Origin of the sequence: Bradyrhizobium sp. STM 3843 (assembly GCF_000239815.1) — a bacterium.
Classification (GTDB): Bacteria; Pseudomonadota; Alphaproteobacteria; order Rhizobiales; family Xanthobacteraceae; genus Bradyrhizobium.
Genome location: NZ_CAFK01000085.1, coordinates 22,944 through 39,160 on the forward strand (window position 1 = coordinate 22,944; position 16,217 = coordinate 39,160).

At 63.7% G+C, this 16,217-nt stretch carries 14 protein-coding genes; 4 read left to right on the forward strand and 10 right to left on the reverse strand.

Features of this window, described 5'->3' with window-relative positions:
- Window positions 1-5: 5 nt before the first annotated feature.
- From BRAS3843_RS11595 to BRAS3843_RS11635, 9 genes are all read right to left on the reverse strand, one after another.
- On the reverse strand, window positions 6-1,226 hold the full coding sequence (locus tag BRAS3843_RS11595) for an MFS transporter (protein ID WP_008969072.1): 1,221 nt from the start codon (window positions 1,224-1,226) through the stop codon (window positions 6-8).
- A 79-nt stretch (window positions 1,227-1,305) separates the two neighbouring features.
- Entirely contained in the window at window positions 1,306-1,959 is a 654-nt protein-coding gene (gene alkB / locus BRAS3843_RS11600; protein ID WP_008969073.1) for a DNA oxidative demethylase AlkB, read from the reverse strand.
- Window positions 1,960-1,965: 6 nt separating this feature from the next.
- Complete coding sequence (locus tag BRAS3843_RS11605) at window positions 1,966-2,709, reverse strand: 2OG-Fe(II) oxygenase (RefSeq protein WP_008969074.1); 744 nt, start codon at window positions 2,707-2,709, stop codon at window positions 1,966-1,968.
- A gap of 334 nt (window positions 2,710-3,043) precedes the next feature.
- Window positions 3,044-4,396: an amidase gene (locus BRAS3843_RS11610; RefSeq protein ID WP_008969075.1), complete on the reverse strand. Its 1,353-nt coding sequence runs from the start codon at window positions 4,394-4,396 to the stop codon at window positions 3,044-3,046.
- A gap of 137 nt (window positions 4,397-4,533) precedes the next feature.
- Window positions 4,534-5,247, reverse strand: coding sequence for an ABC transporter ATP-binding protein (locus BRAS3843_RS11615; RefSeq protein ID WP_008969076.1), 714 nt, complete (start codon window positions 5,245-5,247; stop codon window positions 4,534-4,536).
- Window positions 5,237-5,968, reverse strand: a complete 732-nt coding sequence (locus BRAS3843_RS11620) for an ABC transporter ATP-binding protein (RefSeq protein ID WP_008969077.1) — start codon at window positions 5,966-5,968, stop codon at window positions 5,237-5,239. The genes BRAS3843_RS11615 and BRAS3843_RS11620 overlap by 11 nt, the downstream gene beginning before the upstream one ends.
- On the reverse strand, window positions 5,958-6,878 hold the full coding sequence (locus tag BRAS3843_RS11625) for a branched-chain amino acid ABC transporter permease (RefSeq protein ID WP_008969078.1): 921 nt from the start codon (window positions 6,876-6,878) through the stop codon (window positions 5,958-5,960). The genes BRAS3843_RS11620 and BRAS3843_RS11625 overlap by 11 nt, the downstream gene beginning before the upstream one ends.
- Window positions 6,871-7,797, reverse strand: a complete 927-nt coding sequence (locus tag BRAS3843_RS11630; protein WP_008969079.1) for a branched-chain amino acid ABC transporter permease — start codon at window positions 7,795-7,797, stop codon at window positions 6,871-6,873. Before BRAS3843_RS11630 ends, BRAS3843_RS11625 begins: the two co-directional genes overlap by 8 nt.
- Window positions 7,798-7,840: 43 nt before the next feature.
- Window positions 7,841-9,088: an ABC transporter substrate-binding protein gene (locus BRAS3843_RS11635; RefSeq protein WP_008969080.1), complete on the reverse strand. Its 1,248-nt coding sequence runs from the start codon at window positions 9,086-9,088 to the stop codon at window positions 7,841-7,843.
- Between the two features lie 215 nt (window positions 9,089-9,303).
- On the opposite strand from BRAS3843_RS11635, the gene BRAS3843_RS11640 reads away from it, so the two are divergent.
- The 4 genes from BRAS3843_RS11640 (at window position 9,304) to BRAS3843_RS11655 (ending at window position 13,187) form a co-directional block, all read left to right on the forward strand.
- The gene (locus tag BRAS3843_RS11640) at window positions 9,304-9,717 is read left to right on the forward strand and encodes a Zn-ribbon domain-containing OB-fold protein (protein WP_008969081.1); all 414 of its coding nucleotides are present in this window, start codon (window positions 9,304-9,306) and stop codon (window positions 9,715-9,717) included.
- A 5-nt stretch (window positions 9,718-9,722) separates the two neighbouring features.
- The gene (locus tag BRAS3843_RS11645) at window positions 9,723-10,862 is read left to right on the forward strand and encodes a thiolase (protein ID WP_008969082.1); all 1,140 of its coding nucleotides are present in this window, start codon (window positions 9,723-9,725) and stop codon (window positions 10,860-10,862) included.
- Between the two features lie 99 nt (window positions 10,863-10,961).
- Window positions 10,962-11,876: an SDR family oxidoreductase gene (locus BRAS3843_RS11650; RefSeq protein ID WP_008969083.1), complete on the forward strand. Its 915-nt coding sequence runs from the start codon at window positions 10,962-10,964 to the stop codon at window positions 11,874-11,876.
- A 432-nt stretch (window positions 11,877-12,308) separates the two neighbouring features.
- Window positions 12,309-13,187: an SMP-30/gluconolactonase/LRE family protein gene (locus tag BRAS3843_RS11655; protein ID WP_083841355.1), complete on the forward strand. Its 879-nt coding sequence runs from the start codon at window positions 12,309-12,311 to the stop codon at window positions 13,185-13,187.
- A 192-nt stretch (window positions 13,188-13,379) separates the two neighbouring features.
- Here BRAS3843_RS11655 and ppc read toward each other — a convergent pair whose 3' ends face one another.
- Entirely contained in the window at window positions 13,380-16,199 is a 2,820-nt protein-coding gene (gene ppc / locus BRAS3843_RS11660; RefSeq protein WP_008969085.1) for a phosphoenolpyruvate carboxylase, read from the reverse strand.
- Between the last annotated feature and the right edge of the window lie 18 nt (window positions 16,200-16,217).

Here is a 16,217-nt window from a genome sequence, read left to right on the forward strand (position 1 = left end):
CTAGATCACCGCCTGTTTCCCTGCACCCTGGCTGCCGCGATCACCAGCAGCCCTGTGCCTGCGACGAGCCAGCAGGCCACCGGCGCCCAGCGCACCAAAGGCGCGTAGTCCGGGAGCTTCTGCAGGCCGCCGGCAACCGCGGCCATCCGCGCGACGGTCGCAAGCGCGAGCGCCGAGAACACGAGCCCCGTGACCTTGCCCTCGGCGCCGCGCATGCCGATCCAGAGCGCGGCGGAAATGGCGCTCATCATCATGCAGCCCCAGGCCGCGCCCGCGATGAACTGCGCGACGATCAGCACGTTCAGCGCGCCGGCGATCTCGGCGATCACGATCGCGGCCGCGCCGAGCAGGCCCGCGATCCCCATCACGATCACGGCACCGCGATGCTTGACGATCACGCTCGCCGGAAACATTGCGATGTTGAAGCCGATCCAGAACACGGGCATCAGCCATTGCAGGTCGGCCGGCTTGGCGAAGCGCAGATAGAACGCCTCGCTGTTGATGCTGAAATGCAGCTGATAGCCGAGCGCCAGGATCACCATCGCGGCGATGAAGAGCATGGGCAGACCGCTCAGCCGGACCGGCTTGACCGCGGCCTGCACCTGCTTCGCGCCTTGCCCGAGATCAGCGACGCGCGACAGACCAAGCGCCGTCAGCAACAGCACGGCTGAGGAGATGATGAAGGGCAGTCGCGCGTCATAATCGCGCAGAACGACACCGAGATAGGGCACCAGCGCGCCCGCGACTCCATAGCCCAGCAGGACCAGCGCCGCAAGAAACGGGACCCGGGGTTTGGCGGCGTGCTGCCCGAGCAGAATCAAGGGTGGCGCGCGCAGTGCCGACGATGTGATGGCCCAGGTCACGATCAGCGCAATGAAGACGGCTGGCATGCCGGTCGCCGCGACGAACGGCAAAGCGACGAAGGCCGCGCAGGATAGCGCCGTCAGAAGTCCGATCAACGGTCCAAGCCATTTGGTCAGTCGCGCGATTCTGTTGGCGGCGATGCCCATCGCGGTGTCGGTGACCGTGAAGATCGCCTGGTCCATCATCAGAATGATGATCACCGACGATGGCCGAATGCCGACGCCGGCCGCGAGCTTCGGCAGAAAGATCACATAGGTGGTCCACAGCAGCGTGAACACGAGTTGCAGAAAGGCGAGATAGAGCCCGAGCCGGCTTGCGCCCGTCTCCTCTTCCTCATCGGCTGACAGCTCGATTGCGCTCATTCGCTCTCTCCCGTCCGGGAGCATAGCGCGAAGCGGAAGCCGATCAACATGCGGCCAACATCACGGTTTCGCCAGCCGGCTAACGCGCGCGGCGGAAGGTCAGGTTGATGCGTTTGCGGTCAATGAGGCCGTGCTCGCCGTCGGCAAGCGGCATAACGCCGTGAAAGGCGAGCCGCGCCGGGCCGCCCCAGACCACGACATCGCCATGCTGCAGGCGATAGCGCTGCGGCTTGTCGCTGCGCTTCAACCCGCCGAACAGAAAGATCGCCGGCAGGCCCAGCGAAATCGAGACGATCGGCGCGCCCATGTTACGTTCGTCACGATCCTGGTGCAGCGACATCTTCGCGCCCGGCTCATAGCGGTTGATCAGGCAGGCATCCGGCGCGAAACCGCCAAAGCCGGCCTCGGCTGCGGCGTGTTCGGCGAGTTCGCGAAACAGCGCCGGCATCGCCGGCCACAGCTGGCCACTTTCCGGATCGATCGCGTCATAGCGATAGCCGCTGCGATCCGTCACCCAGCCGAGGTTCCCGCAATTGGTCATCGCCACCGACATCTGATGTCCGCCGGGCGTAAACATGCGGCGGAACGGCGCTTGCGCGGTGATGGCGTCGATCGCTGCGAGCAGTTCGTGCTGTTGCGGCCGCGCGAAACCACGCAAGAGCATCGCTCCCTCGGCGAGCTGCTCTCGCGCCGGCACCATCGCATCGATGTTGTCAAACAGATCGGCCGTCAATGCAGGTCACTTCGAATCATGGAAAATCACACCCAGCGTGTGGCGACGACCGGACCGGAGCCGGCTCACGCCGTGGCGCATATTGACGCGGTAGCTGCCGCGGGTGCCCTGCACCGGGCGGACATGCACCGCGAAAGCCACCGCATCGCCTTGGCGGAGCGGCACCACCTCGGCGCGCGACTGCATGCGCGGGCGCTGCTCGGTCAGGACGAACTCGCCGCCCTCGAAATCGCGCCCCGGCTCCGACAGCAGGATCGCAACCTGGATCGGAAACACGTGTTCGCCATAGAGGTCCTGATGCAGGCAGTTGTAGTCGCCTTCCTCATACTGCAGCAACAGTGGCGTCGGCCGCGTCTGCCCGGCCGCGTGGCAGCGCTGCAGAAACGCGTCATGGTCCTCGGGATAGCTGATGTCGATGCCCATGGTCTGATTCCAGCGATTAGCGACCCCGACGAGACGGGCATAAAGCTGCGGGCGCAGCTGCGCGATCGGTTCGGGCAAAGGATAAGAAAAATACTTGTATTCACCGCGCCCAAACCCGTGCCGCGCCATCACGACCCGGCTGCGGAAATGCGCATCATCAGGATAGAGCGCGGCCAGCGCACGGCATCGATCCGGCGAAATCAGACCCTTCAGGATCGCGCAGCCCTGCGCGTCGAGGTCACGCTCGACCTGCGCCCAGTCGATCGCATCGACCCGTGAGGCGGCAGGAGTGGCGGCGCGAAAAGCTGCTGGCTTGAGATTGGCCATTCCGAGAATCCAAGTTTATTATTCCGGGACGCGCGTAGCGCGAGCCCGGAATCCATACTCACGATGGTGGTTATGGATTCCGGGCCTGCGCGCAAGAGCGCGCATCCCGGAATGACGACGGTGCTACAAAAGCACGCAGTTCGCCACCCGATTTCCGCGAAATGTGAGCTTCAGTTGGAGGCAGCGGGCTGTTCGTCGTTGCGAGGAGCCCCGGGTCTCGCCTTTGGCGAGCCCGAGGGCAGGCTCCGCGACGAAGCGATCCGGTTTTCCAAGACTCGATTGCGTCGCTTCGCTCGAACTCACGGAGGACCGAGAGTTCCCATCTGACCGGGCACTACCCGCGGATCACGCCCTCGATTCCCGCCGCGATCTCGAACAGCTTGCGGTCTTGGCCTCCGGACTGCGCCAGCATCAGGCCGACCGGGACCTCGCCCGCGGGATGGGCCGGCAGCGAAATGGCGCAACCGTCCATCATGTTGATCATGGTGCAGTTGCGAAGCGCGCGGATATTCTCGCGGCCAAACGCCTCGTCGTTAGCGAGATCGGCGATCCTGGGCGGCGCATTGGCCGTGGTCGGCATCACCAACGCATCGTAAGGCGCGATGCGCGCAGCGGCGCGTGCGACCAGCGAACGCCGGCCGGCAAGCATCTCGATATATTCCGGCACGGTGATCGCCTCGCCGCGCATGATGCGGACCGAGACGCGGGGATCATAGACATCGCCCTTGCTGGTGATCAGGAAGCGGTGCCAAGCATAGCTCTCGGCAGCAGCAAAACCGCCCTTCATGCCGATGATGCCGACGTCAAGGAACTCCGGAAATTCGATGCGCTCGACCAGCGCGCCAAGCTTCGACAGCGTCTCCAGCGCGCGATCGAAGGTCTGCGCCACCTCCGCATCGAGCTGGTCGAGCACGACGGTGGTGGGCACTGCGAGCCGCAGGCCTTTGACTGCGCGCGGCTGCAGCGGCTTGATCGGCTCGTCAGCCAGCACGGCATCGAGGATCGCGCAGCACTCGACGGTGTTGGCGAGCGGCCCGAAACTGTCGAGCGTGGTCGACAACGGCACGCCGCCGTCCAGAGGGACCCGGCGCTGCGTCGGCTTGTAGCCGACGATGCCGTTGAAGGCCGCCGGAATCCGGCAGGACCCACCGGTATCCGTACCGAGCGCGCCATAGGCCATGCGGTCGGCGATCGAAACGGCCGCGCCGGACGAGGAGCCGCCCGGAACATGGCCGACCTCGCGCTTCCAGGCGCTCTTCGGAGTTCCGTAATGCGGATTGATGCCGATGCCGGAATAGGCGAACTCGGTCATGTTGGTACGGCCGATCACCACAAAGCCGGCCCTGCGCAGCCGCGCCACGACCGGCGCGTCGGCATCCGCCGGCGCGGAATCCTCCAGCGCGCGCGAGCCGGCACGGGTCACCTGCCCCTTGATGTCGAACAGGTCCTTGACCGAGACCGGAATGCCGGCAAAGCGCGACGGCGCGGCATTGGCCTTGCGCAGACCATCCATGGCATCGGCGGCCGCCAGTGCCGCATCCTTGTCGACGTGAATGAAGGTGCGCTGCCCTTCGCCATCAGGATCGGCGATCCGCGTCAGGCACTCCTCGACCAGCTTGCGCGATGTGGTCCGGCCGCTTGCGAGATCATCAGCCAATGAAACAAGGGTCGGACGTGCTGCGCTCATGATGCCTCATCGCTCTCCATCTGCGGCCGGCGCCGCAGTTTCAGGGGGGGTGAGACAGCTCATAGCTGACCGGCGCGGCCACGACAATTGCCGGCGGGACGGGCCTGCCCCGCGCGGCCACCACCGATAGGACCGGATCACTTCAGCCCGAAATAGGCCCGCCGCAGCGCCTCGTTGTCGGTCATTTCCGCCACGGTGCCGGAAAAGCGGATGCGTCCGCCCTCCAGCACGAACACGCGGGTCGCGACCTCCAGGAAGCCGATGTTCTGCTCGGCAACCAGGAGCGCGATGCCGCGGCTTTGCAGACCTTTCAGGATCCGGATCACCTCCTTGACGAACAGCGGCGACAGGCCGGCGGACGGCTCGTCCAGCACCAACAGCTTCGGGTCCGCCGCGAGCGCCTTGGCCATGCCGAGCATCTTGCGCTGCCCGCCCGACAGGCTCGATGCCGGATCCTTGCGCTTGTCGCGCAAGACCGGGAATAGCGCATACAGGTCGTCCACATCGGCATCGCGGTGACCGAGCGCCTGCGCGCCGATGCGGATATTCTCCTCGACCGAGAGATCCGGGAACACTGCAAGCTCCGACATGTAGGTCATGCCGCGGCGCATGCGGTCGCTGGAACGCATGCGCGTAATATCGTCGCCACCAAGCTGGATGCTGCCATGGCGCGTCTCGATCAGGCCGACCAGCGATTTCAGGAACGTGGTCTTGCCCGCGCCATTGGCTCCCAGCAGCAGCACGGTCTCGCCGGCGCGCACGTCAAGATCGACGCTCCATAATACCTGCATGGTGCCATAGCCGGCATCGACGCCGGCTGCTTGCAACAGCGCCGTCGCGTCAGGCGGCATGCTCGCCTCCCAGGAACACCTCGATCACCTGCGGCTCCTTCACCGCAGCGGCGAGTTTGCCTTCAAAAATCTCCTTGCCGGCATTCATCACGATGACGCGGTCGGTAATGTGCTCGATGAAGCCCATCAGATGCTCGACCACGATGATCGCCATCCCCTTTGCCGCGAGGGCCTTGATGCGGTCTGCGATCCAGTCGAGCTCGGCCGGGTTGAGGCCGGCCGCGAGTTCGTCGAGCAGCAGCAGGCGCGGCGCGGTGGCGAGCGCGCGGGTGAGATCCAGCATCTTCTGCTGCGCGCTGTTGAGATCGGCTGCGGGCCGCTTGGCGACATCCGCCAGCCGGTATTCCTCAAGTAGCGCATCGATCGCGGGCGGCACGCCATCGGCCCGTCCATAAGCCAGCGCAACCTCGACATTCTCGCGCACCGAGAGCGACATGAAGGGCTTCGGCACCTGGAAGGTGCGGTTGATGCCGCGATGAACCAGCCTGTGCGAGGCGACGCCACCGACCGCGCGTCCCTCGAAGATGACGCCGCCGCCATCGGGTGAATAAAGCCCGGAAATCACGTTGATCGCGGTGGTCTTCCCCGAGCCGTTTGGCCCGACGAGTCCCAGGATTTCGCCGGGCACAACGTGAAAGCTCAGACCATCGAGCGCCGTGAAGCCGCCAAAGCGCTTCACCAGCCTGTTGACGTCGAGGATCGGCGTGGTCTCAAGGGACATGCCAGCCTCTCCTTGTCGCCAGCGACATCAGGCCGGCCGGCAGGAACAGCACCAGCCCCATGATCAGGAGGCCGTAGACGAGCTGGAAATATTGCGGCGTGGTGAAGCCGATCAGGTTGTAGATGCCATAGAGGATGATCACGCCGACGATGGGCCCCAGGATCGTGGCCACGCCGCCGAACAGCGCGAACACGATGGCGAAGATCGAGAACTCGCCGGAGAACACGTTGTCGGGATAGAACACCGAGACGTACCAGGCGTACACGCCGCCGGCGAGACCGGCGACCAGCGCCGAAGCCAGCCAGGCGATGACGCGCATCTTCACCACGTCCACGCCGGCCATGGCGGCGCTGACGGCATCCTCGCGCACCGCCTGCAGCGCGAGGCCGAAGCTCGAATTGCGCAGATAGATGACACCGCCCAGTGTGATCGCCAGCACCACCAGGGCAGCATCGTAGGCAAATGACGGATTGAAGGTACCGGTCAGCGAGACGCCGTAGGGTCCCTTGGTGATGTTTTCCAGCGCCGGATTGGCGACGAGGTGAAGCACGGCGAGCGAGGCTGCGAGATTGGCGATCGCAAAATAGGCGCCCGTGAGCCGCAGCAGCGGCGTCAGCAGCAGTCCAAGCGCTATGCCAACGAGGCCTGCGACCAGCACGGCCGCCACCGCGGGAGTCTGGAAATGCATCACCATGACCGCGAAGCCATAGGCGCCAGCGCCGAAGAAGCCGACATAGCCGAACGGCAAATAGCCGGTGAACCCGTAGATGATGTTCACCCCCTGCGCGAGGATCAGGAAGATCACAAAGTTGAACAGCAGAAGGTGGTTCTGATACACGCCGGGCAGAGCCGCGAACACGATCAGCAGCGGCACCAGGATGATCAAGGTGTGCTTGAAGCCGTTATGCAACGCGCACCCGCCTTCCGAGCAGACCGCTCGGACGCAACAGAAGGATGAGGATCAGGAGCACATAGGGCAGCAGATCGGCCCATGAGCTCAAATAGGTCTGCACCAGCATGTAGCAGACGCCATAGACGATGCCGCCGAGTGCGGTGCCCAGCGGATTGCCGAGCGACCCCAGCACGACGATGGCAAAGGATGTCACGGTCGCATCAGCACCGAAGGCCGGCGTGATCGAGCCGAACATGAACGGCGCGAACACGCCGGAAATGGCGGCGAGCCCGAGCCCTATGCCGAAAGCGACAGCCGACACACGATCGACGTCGATCCCGGTCGCGAAGGCCTCATCGCGCCGCGACATCACCGCGCGGGTCAAGGTGCCGAGCCGAGTCCGGTAGAGATAGAGGTAGACGAGAGCGATCGCGATCAGGCTGGTGACGGCAGCGATCACCCATGGCGCCGGAAAACCTTGGCCGAGAATCTGGATCGGTCCCCCGCGGCCCGGCGTGCCGCCGAACCATTTGACCTTGATGGTGGTGAAGACGGTGCCGAGCAGCCGGCTCTGGATCGACCGTTCGCTGGTGCCGGCGAAGATCGTGGTGACGGCCTCGATCACCTGGGACAGGCCGAAGAACAGGATGATCGACAACATCTCGGGGTTGGACGAGCCCTGCAGCCGCGGCACCAGAACCCAATACAGCAAGACGCCGGCGAGCAGGAACACGACAAAGGCGAGCGGCACCGCGAACAGGGGATCGATGCCGGCCAGCGTCACCACGCCGAGCGCGATGAACGCGCCCAGCATGATGGTGTCGCCATGCGCAAGATTGACGATGCGCATGACGCCGAACACCAGATTGAGGCCAATACCGACCAGGCTGAAATAGAGGCCGAACAGAACGCCGGCGATCAGCGCGTAACTCAGCATCTCCAGCCCTGCCCCCGGAGTTCCTCCCCTCGCTGTTGCAACACTACGGCGCCGGATAGACCGGCTTGCCGGTGGCGGTTTCGTGCGGATAGATCGACACGAATTTGATATGGCCGTGGTCGTCCAGCGTGAGCTGCCCGAGCGGCGTCAGCTCGCCGATCTGGCCGCCCATCTCGTCGAGCGCGAAGGTGCCGTCGAGCGTCTTGAGCTGGCCGGAGAGCGAGAACACGGCGCGCCGTAGCTCCATCTGGTCGAGCGAGGTCGCAACCGACAGCGTCTTCTCGATCACGAGGCCTGTGGTGTAGCCCGCAACGGCGTTGAATCCGAACTCGATCTTGCCGTCGGTATATTTCTTATCCCAGGCCGCCTTGTAGTCCTTCATGGTCATCCCGAAGTTGACGGGATAGTCGATCTCGGACGGCGGCACATAGGTCCAGATATGTTCGAGGCCCCTGGCCCCGATGTTCTTTTCCAGGAGCTCGGTTTCCAGTCCGGCATAGATCGCAAACAGCATATTGAACTTGACGCCGACATCCTGAACGTTGCGCAGGAAGGCAATGTCATTCGGCGCGTAACCGAAATGGATCACGGCATCCGGATTGGCATTGTTGATGTTGTTGATGATCACCGTGTAGTTGGTGGTCTCGGTCGGCACGCCCTGGTCATAGACGATCTCGATCGGCGCGCCCGACTCCTTGACGAACTTGCGGAAGGCGTTGGCCTGCGTCCCCGTGAACTCATTGGTCGCATAGAGGATCGCGATCTTCTTGATGCCGAGCGCAGGCCCATCATGGGTGATGAAATCGGCGACCGGCTTCGGCCAAACGGTCGAGACCGGATCGGCGATCAGCGCGATGTAGGGATTGTCCTTGGAGAAGAAGCTCGCCCCCGTGCCGGTCTGGTCGAACAGGAACATCTTGTGATCGCGGGCGATCGTGACCGCAGGCGCAGTCAGAACCGAGCCGGAATCGGCGACCAGAAGGTCGACCTTATCCTGGGTGACGAGCTGATTGTACAGCGTGGAAGCGGTGGCCGTGTTGCTCTGATCGTCATAGGCAACCAGCTTGACCGGGATCTTCTTGTCGAACGCCTTCACATAGACGCCGCCCTCGGCGTTCTTCTGGTCCGCCCAGAGCTTCAGAGCGCTGTGCACGGGCATCGAGATCGAGGCATAACGGCCGGAGGAAGCATAGAGGGTGCCGATCTTGATTTCGGCGGGAGCATCTGCAGCGAAGGCCGCGCCACCAAACGCCAAAGCCGCGGCCATGACCGCACCCGTCAGCCTGAACATCCGTTCCTCCCTGGGTCTCTTTTCGTCTTTTTTCGTATGGCGGCAATTGACCGCGCCCTCGTCAGACAACAAGCGCGCCGTGTCGGCCCTTGCTTATGCGCATGCCGTCGACCGGCATGCAGGCAGTGATGGACCGTTGACGCCAAATAGTCAAATGGCGCATCACTTCTGCAAATCAGGGGCGGCCGCGCCCGCCTTCCGGGAGGACGACAGCTATGGCCGAGGCAGCGCGTGCACGCCCCAAACCGACACCCGAGACGCAGCATTTTTGGGATGGAACGCAAGCCGGCGAGCTGCGGCTGCAGCGCTGCGACTCTTGCGCACATGTCTATTTCCCACCGCGTCCGTTCTGCCCGTCCTGCGCCAGCCGCAAGGTGAGTGTGTTCAAGGCATCCGGCAAGGGCACGCTTTATAGCTACGTCATCAATCACCGCCCTGCGGCGCCCGGCTTCACGCCACCTTACGCGATCGCAGTTGTCGCGCTCGATGAGGGGCCGCGGATGATGAGCAACATCACGGGCTGCCCGCAGACGCCGGAGGCGCTCGAGCTCGACATGAAGCTGGAAGTCACCTTCGAAAAACTGGACGACCAGATCACCCTGCCCTTGTTCCGGCCGGCGAAGGGATAGAGCGCATGCGCAGAAACCAGGTCGCCGTGGTCGGTGCCGCCGAGACCACCAAGCTGGGCGTGATCCCCGACATGTCGCAGCTCCAGCTGCATGCGGATGCGGCGTTGAACGCGATGGCCGATGCCGGCTTGAAGCTCTCCGATATCGATGGCTTCGCGACCGCGGTCGAGACGCCGCAGCAGGTCTGCCACTATCTCGGCATCACGCCGACCTGGGTCGACGGTACCTCAGTCGGTGGCTGCTCGTTCATGCTGCATGTGCGCCATGCGGCCGCAGCGATCGAAGCGGGCCTTTGCAAAACGGTGCTGATCACCCATGCCGAAAGCGGCAAGCCGATGATCGGGAAGCCGCCGCGTTCGATTGCGGCCGACAGCCTGCAGGGTCAGTTCGAGGCGCCGTTCGGCGTGTTCGGCCCGCCCAGCATGTTTCCGATTCCGGTGCTGCGCTACATGAAGACCTACGGCATCACCCATGAGCAGCTCGCGATGGTCGCCGTGGTGCAGCGCGAATGGGCGGCGAAAAATCCGCGCGCCATGATGAAGGAGCCGATCACGGTCGACGACGTGCTCAACTCGCGTATGATCGCCTATCCGTTCCGGCTGCTGCAGTGCTGTCTGGTGACGGATGGCGGCGGCGCCCTGATCCTGACATCGGCCGACCGCGCCAAGGATTTTCCGCAGAAGCCGGTCTACATTCTCGGCACCGGCGAGAGCGTGGAGACGCCGATGGTGAGCCAGATGGAGACCTTCACCTCGTCGCGCGCCTTCAAGGTCGCGGGTCCCCTCGCCTTCAAGGAGGCCGGCATCACGCATTCAGACGTCGATCACCTGATGATTTACGACGCATTCGCGCACCTGCCTTTGTTCGGGCTCGGCGATCTCGGCTTCATGCCGCATGCAGAGACAGGTCCTTTCATCGCAGCAGGTCATACGCGGCCCGGCGGCAGGCTCCCGCTCAACACCAACGGCGGCGGCCTCTCCTACATGCATTCCGGAATGTACGGAATGTATGCGCTGCAGGAGAGCGTACGGCAGATGCGCGGCATTGCGCCAGCGCAAGTGCCGAACGCGAAGATCTCGGTATGTCACGGCGTCGGCGGCATGTTCGCCGCGTCGGGCACGATCATTTTTACGAACGAGAAATAACGAGGCTCGTCATTCCGGGGCGGTCCGCAGGACCGAACCGGAATCTCGAGATTCCGGGTTCAAGCTTCGCTTGCCCCGGAATGACAGCAGGAGGCAGCATTGAGCAAACTACTTCAGGACAAAGTCGTTATCGTCACCGGCGCGGGCCGCGGCATCGGCCGCGAGATCGCCCTGCTCTGCGCAGCCGAAGGTGCCAAGGTGGTCGTCAACGACCCCGGCGGCGCCTCCGACGGCTCCGGCACCAGCGCCGCGCCCGCCGAGGAAGTGGTCGAGGAGATCAAGAAGCGCGGCGGCACAGCGGTCGCGAATTTCGAGTCGGTAGCCGAAGCGATTCCGGCGAGCCGGATCGTCAAGACCGCCACCGATCATTTCGGCCGGCTCGACGGCGTCGTCAACAATGCCGGCATCCTCCGCGACATGATCTTCCATAAGATGAGCGTCGAGGCCTTCGAGGCCGTCATCAAGGTGCATCTGTTGGGCTCATTCTACGTCGCCCATGCTGCAGCGCGTCTATTCCGGGAACAGGAAAGCGGTTCCTTCGTCCACTTCACCTCGACCTCCGGCCTGATCGGCAATTACGGGCAGGCCAATTATGCCGCCGCCAAGCTCGGCATCGTCGGCCTCTCCAAGTCGATTGCGCTCGACATGCATCGCTTCAATGTGCGTTCGAACTGCGTGTCGCCGTTTGCCTGGAGCCGCATGATCGGGACCATCCCGACCGAAACCGAAGCCGAGCGGGAACGCGTCGAGCGGATGAAGCAGATGGGACCGGAAAAGATCGCGCCGGTTGTCGCTTATCTTCTGAGCGACGCAGCGAAAGACGTCACCGGGCAGGTGTTTGCGGTGCGCATGAACGAGATTGTGCTGATGGGCCAGTCGCGGCCGATCCGCTCGGTCCACCGCGGCGAAGGCTGGACACCGCAGACAGTCGCGGAACACGCGATGCCGGCTCTGAAGCCCTCGTTCTACAAGCTCGACCGTTCCGCCGACATCTTCAGCTGGGATCCGATCTGAGCCGACCGTCCGCATCCAGTTGCGTCGCGACACGGCTGCTTGCACTGCAACAATCGCAAGTTGTTTTACAAACAACTTGCCCGCATTGTGCCCAGATTATGGCGTATGCCGTCCTTCCAACAAAAACCTGGGAGGACGCATATGACAGATCTACGCCATAGTCCTGACAATGCCTCGCCGGTCGAAGCTCATGGCTTTGACCGACGCAAACTCCTGAAAGGCGCGGCGGCGCTCGCTGCGGCGGCGGTGACGACGCAAGCGGCGTCTGGCGAGACCGTACCGCCGTTTGGCCAAACAGGCACTCCAACAAGGTCCACTGCCCCGTTGCCCCTGGGCCCGCTCCCGGGGAGCCGCTATCCGGATTCCCATCTGGAGTCAGCGCATCCCAAGACGTCATTCGGGCCCGCCGGATTCCCGGCGTTCGCAGGCACGATGGCGGTCGAGCGCGTCGCAACCGGTTTCCGCTGGGCCGAGGGCCCGGTCTATTTCCCGGCCGGACGCTATGTGCTGTTCAGTGACATTCCCAATAACCGCATCATGCGTTTCTCGGAAGATGACGGTCACGTCAGCGTCTATCGCCAGCCGTCGATGAACTCGAACGGCAACACCATCGATCGGGAAGGACGCCTGCTGACGTGCGAACATAGTGGCCGACGAGTCACCCGGACCGAGCTCGACGGCTCGATCACCATCGTCGCCGACAAGTACAACGGCAAGAGGCTGAACTCGCCAAACGACGTGGTGGTCGCGTCCGATGGCTCGATCTGGTTCACCGATCCCGTCTACGGTATCGGCGGATTCTATGAGGGCGTGAAAGCCAATCCCGAGCAGGAAAAGCACAACGTCTACCGGGTCGATCCCAAATCCGGCGACATCAAAGTGGTCGTCGATGACTTCGTGGAGCCCAACGGCCTCGCCTTCGCGCCGGACGAGAAGAAGATCTATATCATCGACACCGGCTTCACCGACGGGCCGGACAACCCGTCGCATATCCGGGTATTCGATGTGGATCTTGCGGCCGGAAAGCTGTCGAACAGCAAGGTCTTCGCCGAGATGCCGAAACCCAGCATTACCGATGGCCTGCGCACCGACAGAGACGGGCGTGTCTGGTGCTCGGTGGGTTGGGGTGATCCGAACGAGGACGGCGTGCGCTGCTACACGGCAGACGGCGATCTCCTCGGCAAGATCCACATCCCGGAAACCGTCGCCAACCTGTGTTTCGGCGGCCAGCAGCGAAACAGACTTTATATCTGCGGCTCGTCATCGCTGTATGCGGTCTACACCAGCGTGCAGGGTGCGATGAAGCCATAACTGGCCTGGTTATGACAGAGCGCCAGCATATTTGTTGATGCGATGCCCTGTCTCCACAGCGTCATGGCCGGGCTCGTCCCGGCCATCCACGTCCTGGCTCCGCCGTAGGAAGATCGTAGAGCCCGGGTCAAGCCCGGGCATGACGGCGGAGCAGGAAGAAGCGCTTTAGCCGTAAAGGACCAGGACGACAGCTCAGCCCGTATTTCTCAGCCCCGCCGAAATGCCATTGATCGTCAGCTGAATGCCGCGCAGAATCTGCTCGTCCGGATTTTGCGCGCGGTGTTCCTTCAGAAGCTCGACCTGCACGTGGTTGAGCGGGTCGAGATAGGGAAAACGGTTGCGCACCGAGCGCTCGAGCAGCGGGTTGCCCTGCAACAGTCGGTCCTGCCCCATGATGTCGAGCAGCGTTTCGATCGCCAGGTGGTATTCACGACGAATGCGGCCGAAGATCTTCTCGCGCAAGGCCTCGTCCGGCACCAGCTCGGCATAGCGCGAGGCAATCGCGATCGAGCTCTTCGCCAGCACCATGTCCATGTTCGACAGCAGCATGCGGAAGAACGGCCATTCGCGATAGAGCTCCTTCAGGAACGGCATGCCCTGTTCCGGATGTTCCGCGATCCAGGCTTCCACCGCGCTGCCGAATCCGTACCATCCCGGCAGCATCAGCCGACACTGCGCCCAGGAGAACACCCAGGGAATCGCGCGCAGATCCTCGATCGCGCGCGTCTTCTTGCGCGAGGCCGGCCGGCTGCCGATGTTGAGCGTCGCGATCTCGTTGATGACGGTCGACTCCCAGAAATATTCGACGAAGCCGTCGGTCTCGTAGACCAGGCCGCGATAGGCGTTGAAGGCGAGCTCCGACAACCGATCCATCGCGGTGAGATACTCCCGCTTCGGCGCCGGCTGCCGCGGATGCAACAGGCTCGCCTCCAACGTCGCAGCGGCGAGAATTTCCAGATTGTTGCGGCCGACCTCCGCGTTGGAATATTTGCTGGAGATGATCTCGCCCTGCTCGGTGATCCGGATCTGCCCGTTCACGGCACCTCCCGGCTGGGCGATGATCGCGTCATAGCTTGGGCCGCCGCCGCGACCGACCGACCCGCCGCGACCATGAAACAGCCGCAGCCTTACGCCGTGGCGCTCGAAGATCTCAACGAGGCCGATCTCGGCCTTGTAGAGCTCCCAGCCCGAAGTGACGAAGCCGCCATCCTTGTTGCTGTCGGAATAACCGAGCATCACTTCCTGCACCGCGCCGCGGCTGTCGACCAAACGGCGATAATCGTGCAACGCCAGCATCCGATCCATGATGCCGCTCGAGGCCTGGAGGTCCTCGATCGTCTCGAACAGCGGCACGATATTGACGCCGCTGCGCCCCGACGGGTCGATCAGCCCGACCTCCTTCAACAGCAGCGCGACTTCCAGCATATCCGACATCCCCTTGCACATCGAGATGATGCATTGGGGGATGACGTCGGCGCCGAACGTCGCGTGTGCCTCGGCAGCAGCCCGGAACAATTCCAGCTCGCCGATCGTCTCATCACTATATTTGACGAAATGCGAGACCAGCGGACGCGCGTTACGCAACTCGCCAGTCAAGAGCGCGATCCGCGCTTCTTCGCCGAGAGCGAGATAGGACATGCCGGGCATCGCGGTGTCGAGCAGTTCGGCGACAGTCCGCTCGTGCACGGCGGAGTTCTGCCGGATGTCGAGCCGCGCCAGATGGAAGCCGAAGCAATCCACCGCGCGACGCAGCATGCGCAAGCGCCCGCGCGCGATGACCGCCGCATTGTTGGCGATCAGCGACCGATGCAGGACATCGAGATCGTCCTGCAATTCGCGGACGCTCTTGTAGGGCGCGCCCTCGCCGACCGGCGGCCGACTGATCTGAATGCCGAGCTTCTTCGCGGTCGCGGTCAGCCGCGCATAGATGCCGGAGACTGCGAGCCGATACGGCTCGCCGCTGCGATGCGGCGAGGTGTCCGGCGAGCGCTCGGCCAACGCGCGCAGCTCGTCGGAAATGTCCGCCAGATGAGCGGCGATCGACAGCTCGCCGCCGAGCAGATGCAGTTCCTCCAGATAATAATGCAGGACGAGGCTGGACTGCAGCTTCAGGGTGCCTCGCATCACGTCGGCGGTCACGAAAGGATTGCCGTCGCGGTCGCCGCCGATCCAGCTCCCCATCCGCAAGAAGGACGCGAGATCGCCAGCGACCTCCTCGCCGTCATTGAGCCGGTCCTCCAGCGCGCACAGCAGCGCCGGCACTTCGCGGAGGAAGGTGTAGTCGTAGAACGACAGGCCGTTGGTGACCTCGTCGAGCACCGTCAGCTTGGTCCGGCGCAACAGGTTGGTCTGCCACAAGGTCAGCACCGCCCGTCGCAGTGCCTCGTCGCTCGCCTCGCGCTCTTCCGGCGTGAGCTGCACGCGCTCGCGGCGGTCGAGCAGCGCGGCAATCTCCCATTCGCGATCCATCGTGCTCCTGCGGCGCACTTCGGTCGGATGCGCGGTCAGCACGGGGCTGACCAGAGCGGTCGCAAAAAACTTGCGCAGGTCGGCCGCGCCGAAGCCGGCCCCTTTGGCATGTGACAGGGTGGCGGCCAGCATTCCGCTGCCGCCATTTGCATCCGTGCGCGCCCGCATGCGGCGGATATTGTTCTGGTCCTCGGCGATATTGGCGAGATGCGAGAAATAGCTGAAGGCGCGGACGATACGCACGGTCTCCGCGATCGTCATGCCGTCGAGGATCTGCTCCAACTCCCGCCGCGCCGAACGATCCTCATCGCGGTGGAACCGCACCGAGGTCTGGCGGATGCGTTCGACCAGCTCGAACACGTCGGCGCCTTCCTGGTCGCGGACGGTATCGCCGAGGATTCGACCGAGCAGCCGAATGTCCTCGCGGAGCCGTACGTCTTCCTCCATCGCCTGCGCCTCAGCAGCGCGATTTGATCTCGTGTCGGCGTCGGAAGGCTGGACGTCGGAAGGCGTGATGTCGGAAGGCTTCGGCTGCGGCGACATGGCTCTTCTCCCCAGAAG

Bases quoted from the DNA above. Each gene is read 5' to 3' on its own strand.
- BRAS3843_RS11595 (WP_008969072.1), bottom strand. From the start codon at position 1,226: ATGAGCGCAATCGAGCTGTCAGCCGATGAGGAAGAGGAGACGGGCGCA.
- BRAS3843_RS11605 (WP_008969074.1), bottom strand. From the start codon at position 2,709: ATGGCCAATCTCAAGCCAGCAGCTTTTCGCGCCGCCACTCCTGCCGCC.
- BRAS3843_RS11610 (WP_008969075.1), bottom strand. From the start codon at position 4,396: ATGAGCGCAGCACGTCCGACCCTTGTTTCATTGGCTGATGATCTCGCA.
- BRAS3843_RS11615 (WP_008969076.1), bottom strand. From the start codon at position 5,247: ATGCCGCCTGACGCGACGGCGCTGTTGCAAGCAGCCGGCGTCGATGCC.
- BRAS3843_RS11620 (WP_008969077.1), bottom strand. From the start codon at position 5,968: ATGTCCCTTGAGACCACGCCGATCCTCGACGTCAACAGGCTGGTGAAG.
- BRAS3843_RS11630 (WP_008969079.1), bottom strand. From the start codon at position 7,797: ATGCTGAGTTACGCGCTGATCGCCGGCGTTCTGTTCGGCCTCTATTTC.
- BRAS3843_RS11635 (WP_008969080.1), bottom strand. From the start codon at position 9,088: ATGTTCAGGCTGACGGGTGCGGTCATGGCCGCGGCTTTGGCGTTTGGT.
- BRAS3843_RS11640 (WP_008969081.1), top strand. From the start codon at position 9,304: ATGGCCGAGGCAGCGCGTGCACGCCCCAAACCGACACCCGAGACGCAG.
- BRAS3843_RS11645 (WP_008969082.1), top strand. From the start codon at position 9,723: ATGCGCAGAAACCAGGTCGCCGTGGTCGGTGCCGCCGAGACCACCAAG.
- BRAS3843_RS11655 (WP_083841355.1), top strand. From the start codon at position 12,309: ATGGCGGTCGAGCGCGTCGCAACCGGTTTCCGCTGGGCCGAGGGCCCG.
- ppc (WP_008969085.1), bottom strand. From the start codon at position 16,199: ATGTCGCCGCAGCCGAAGCCTTCCGACATCACGCCTTCCGACGTCCAG.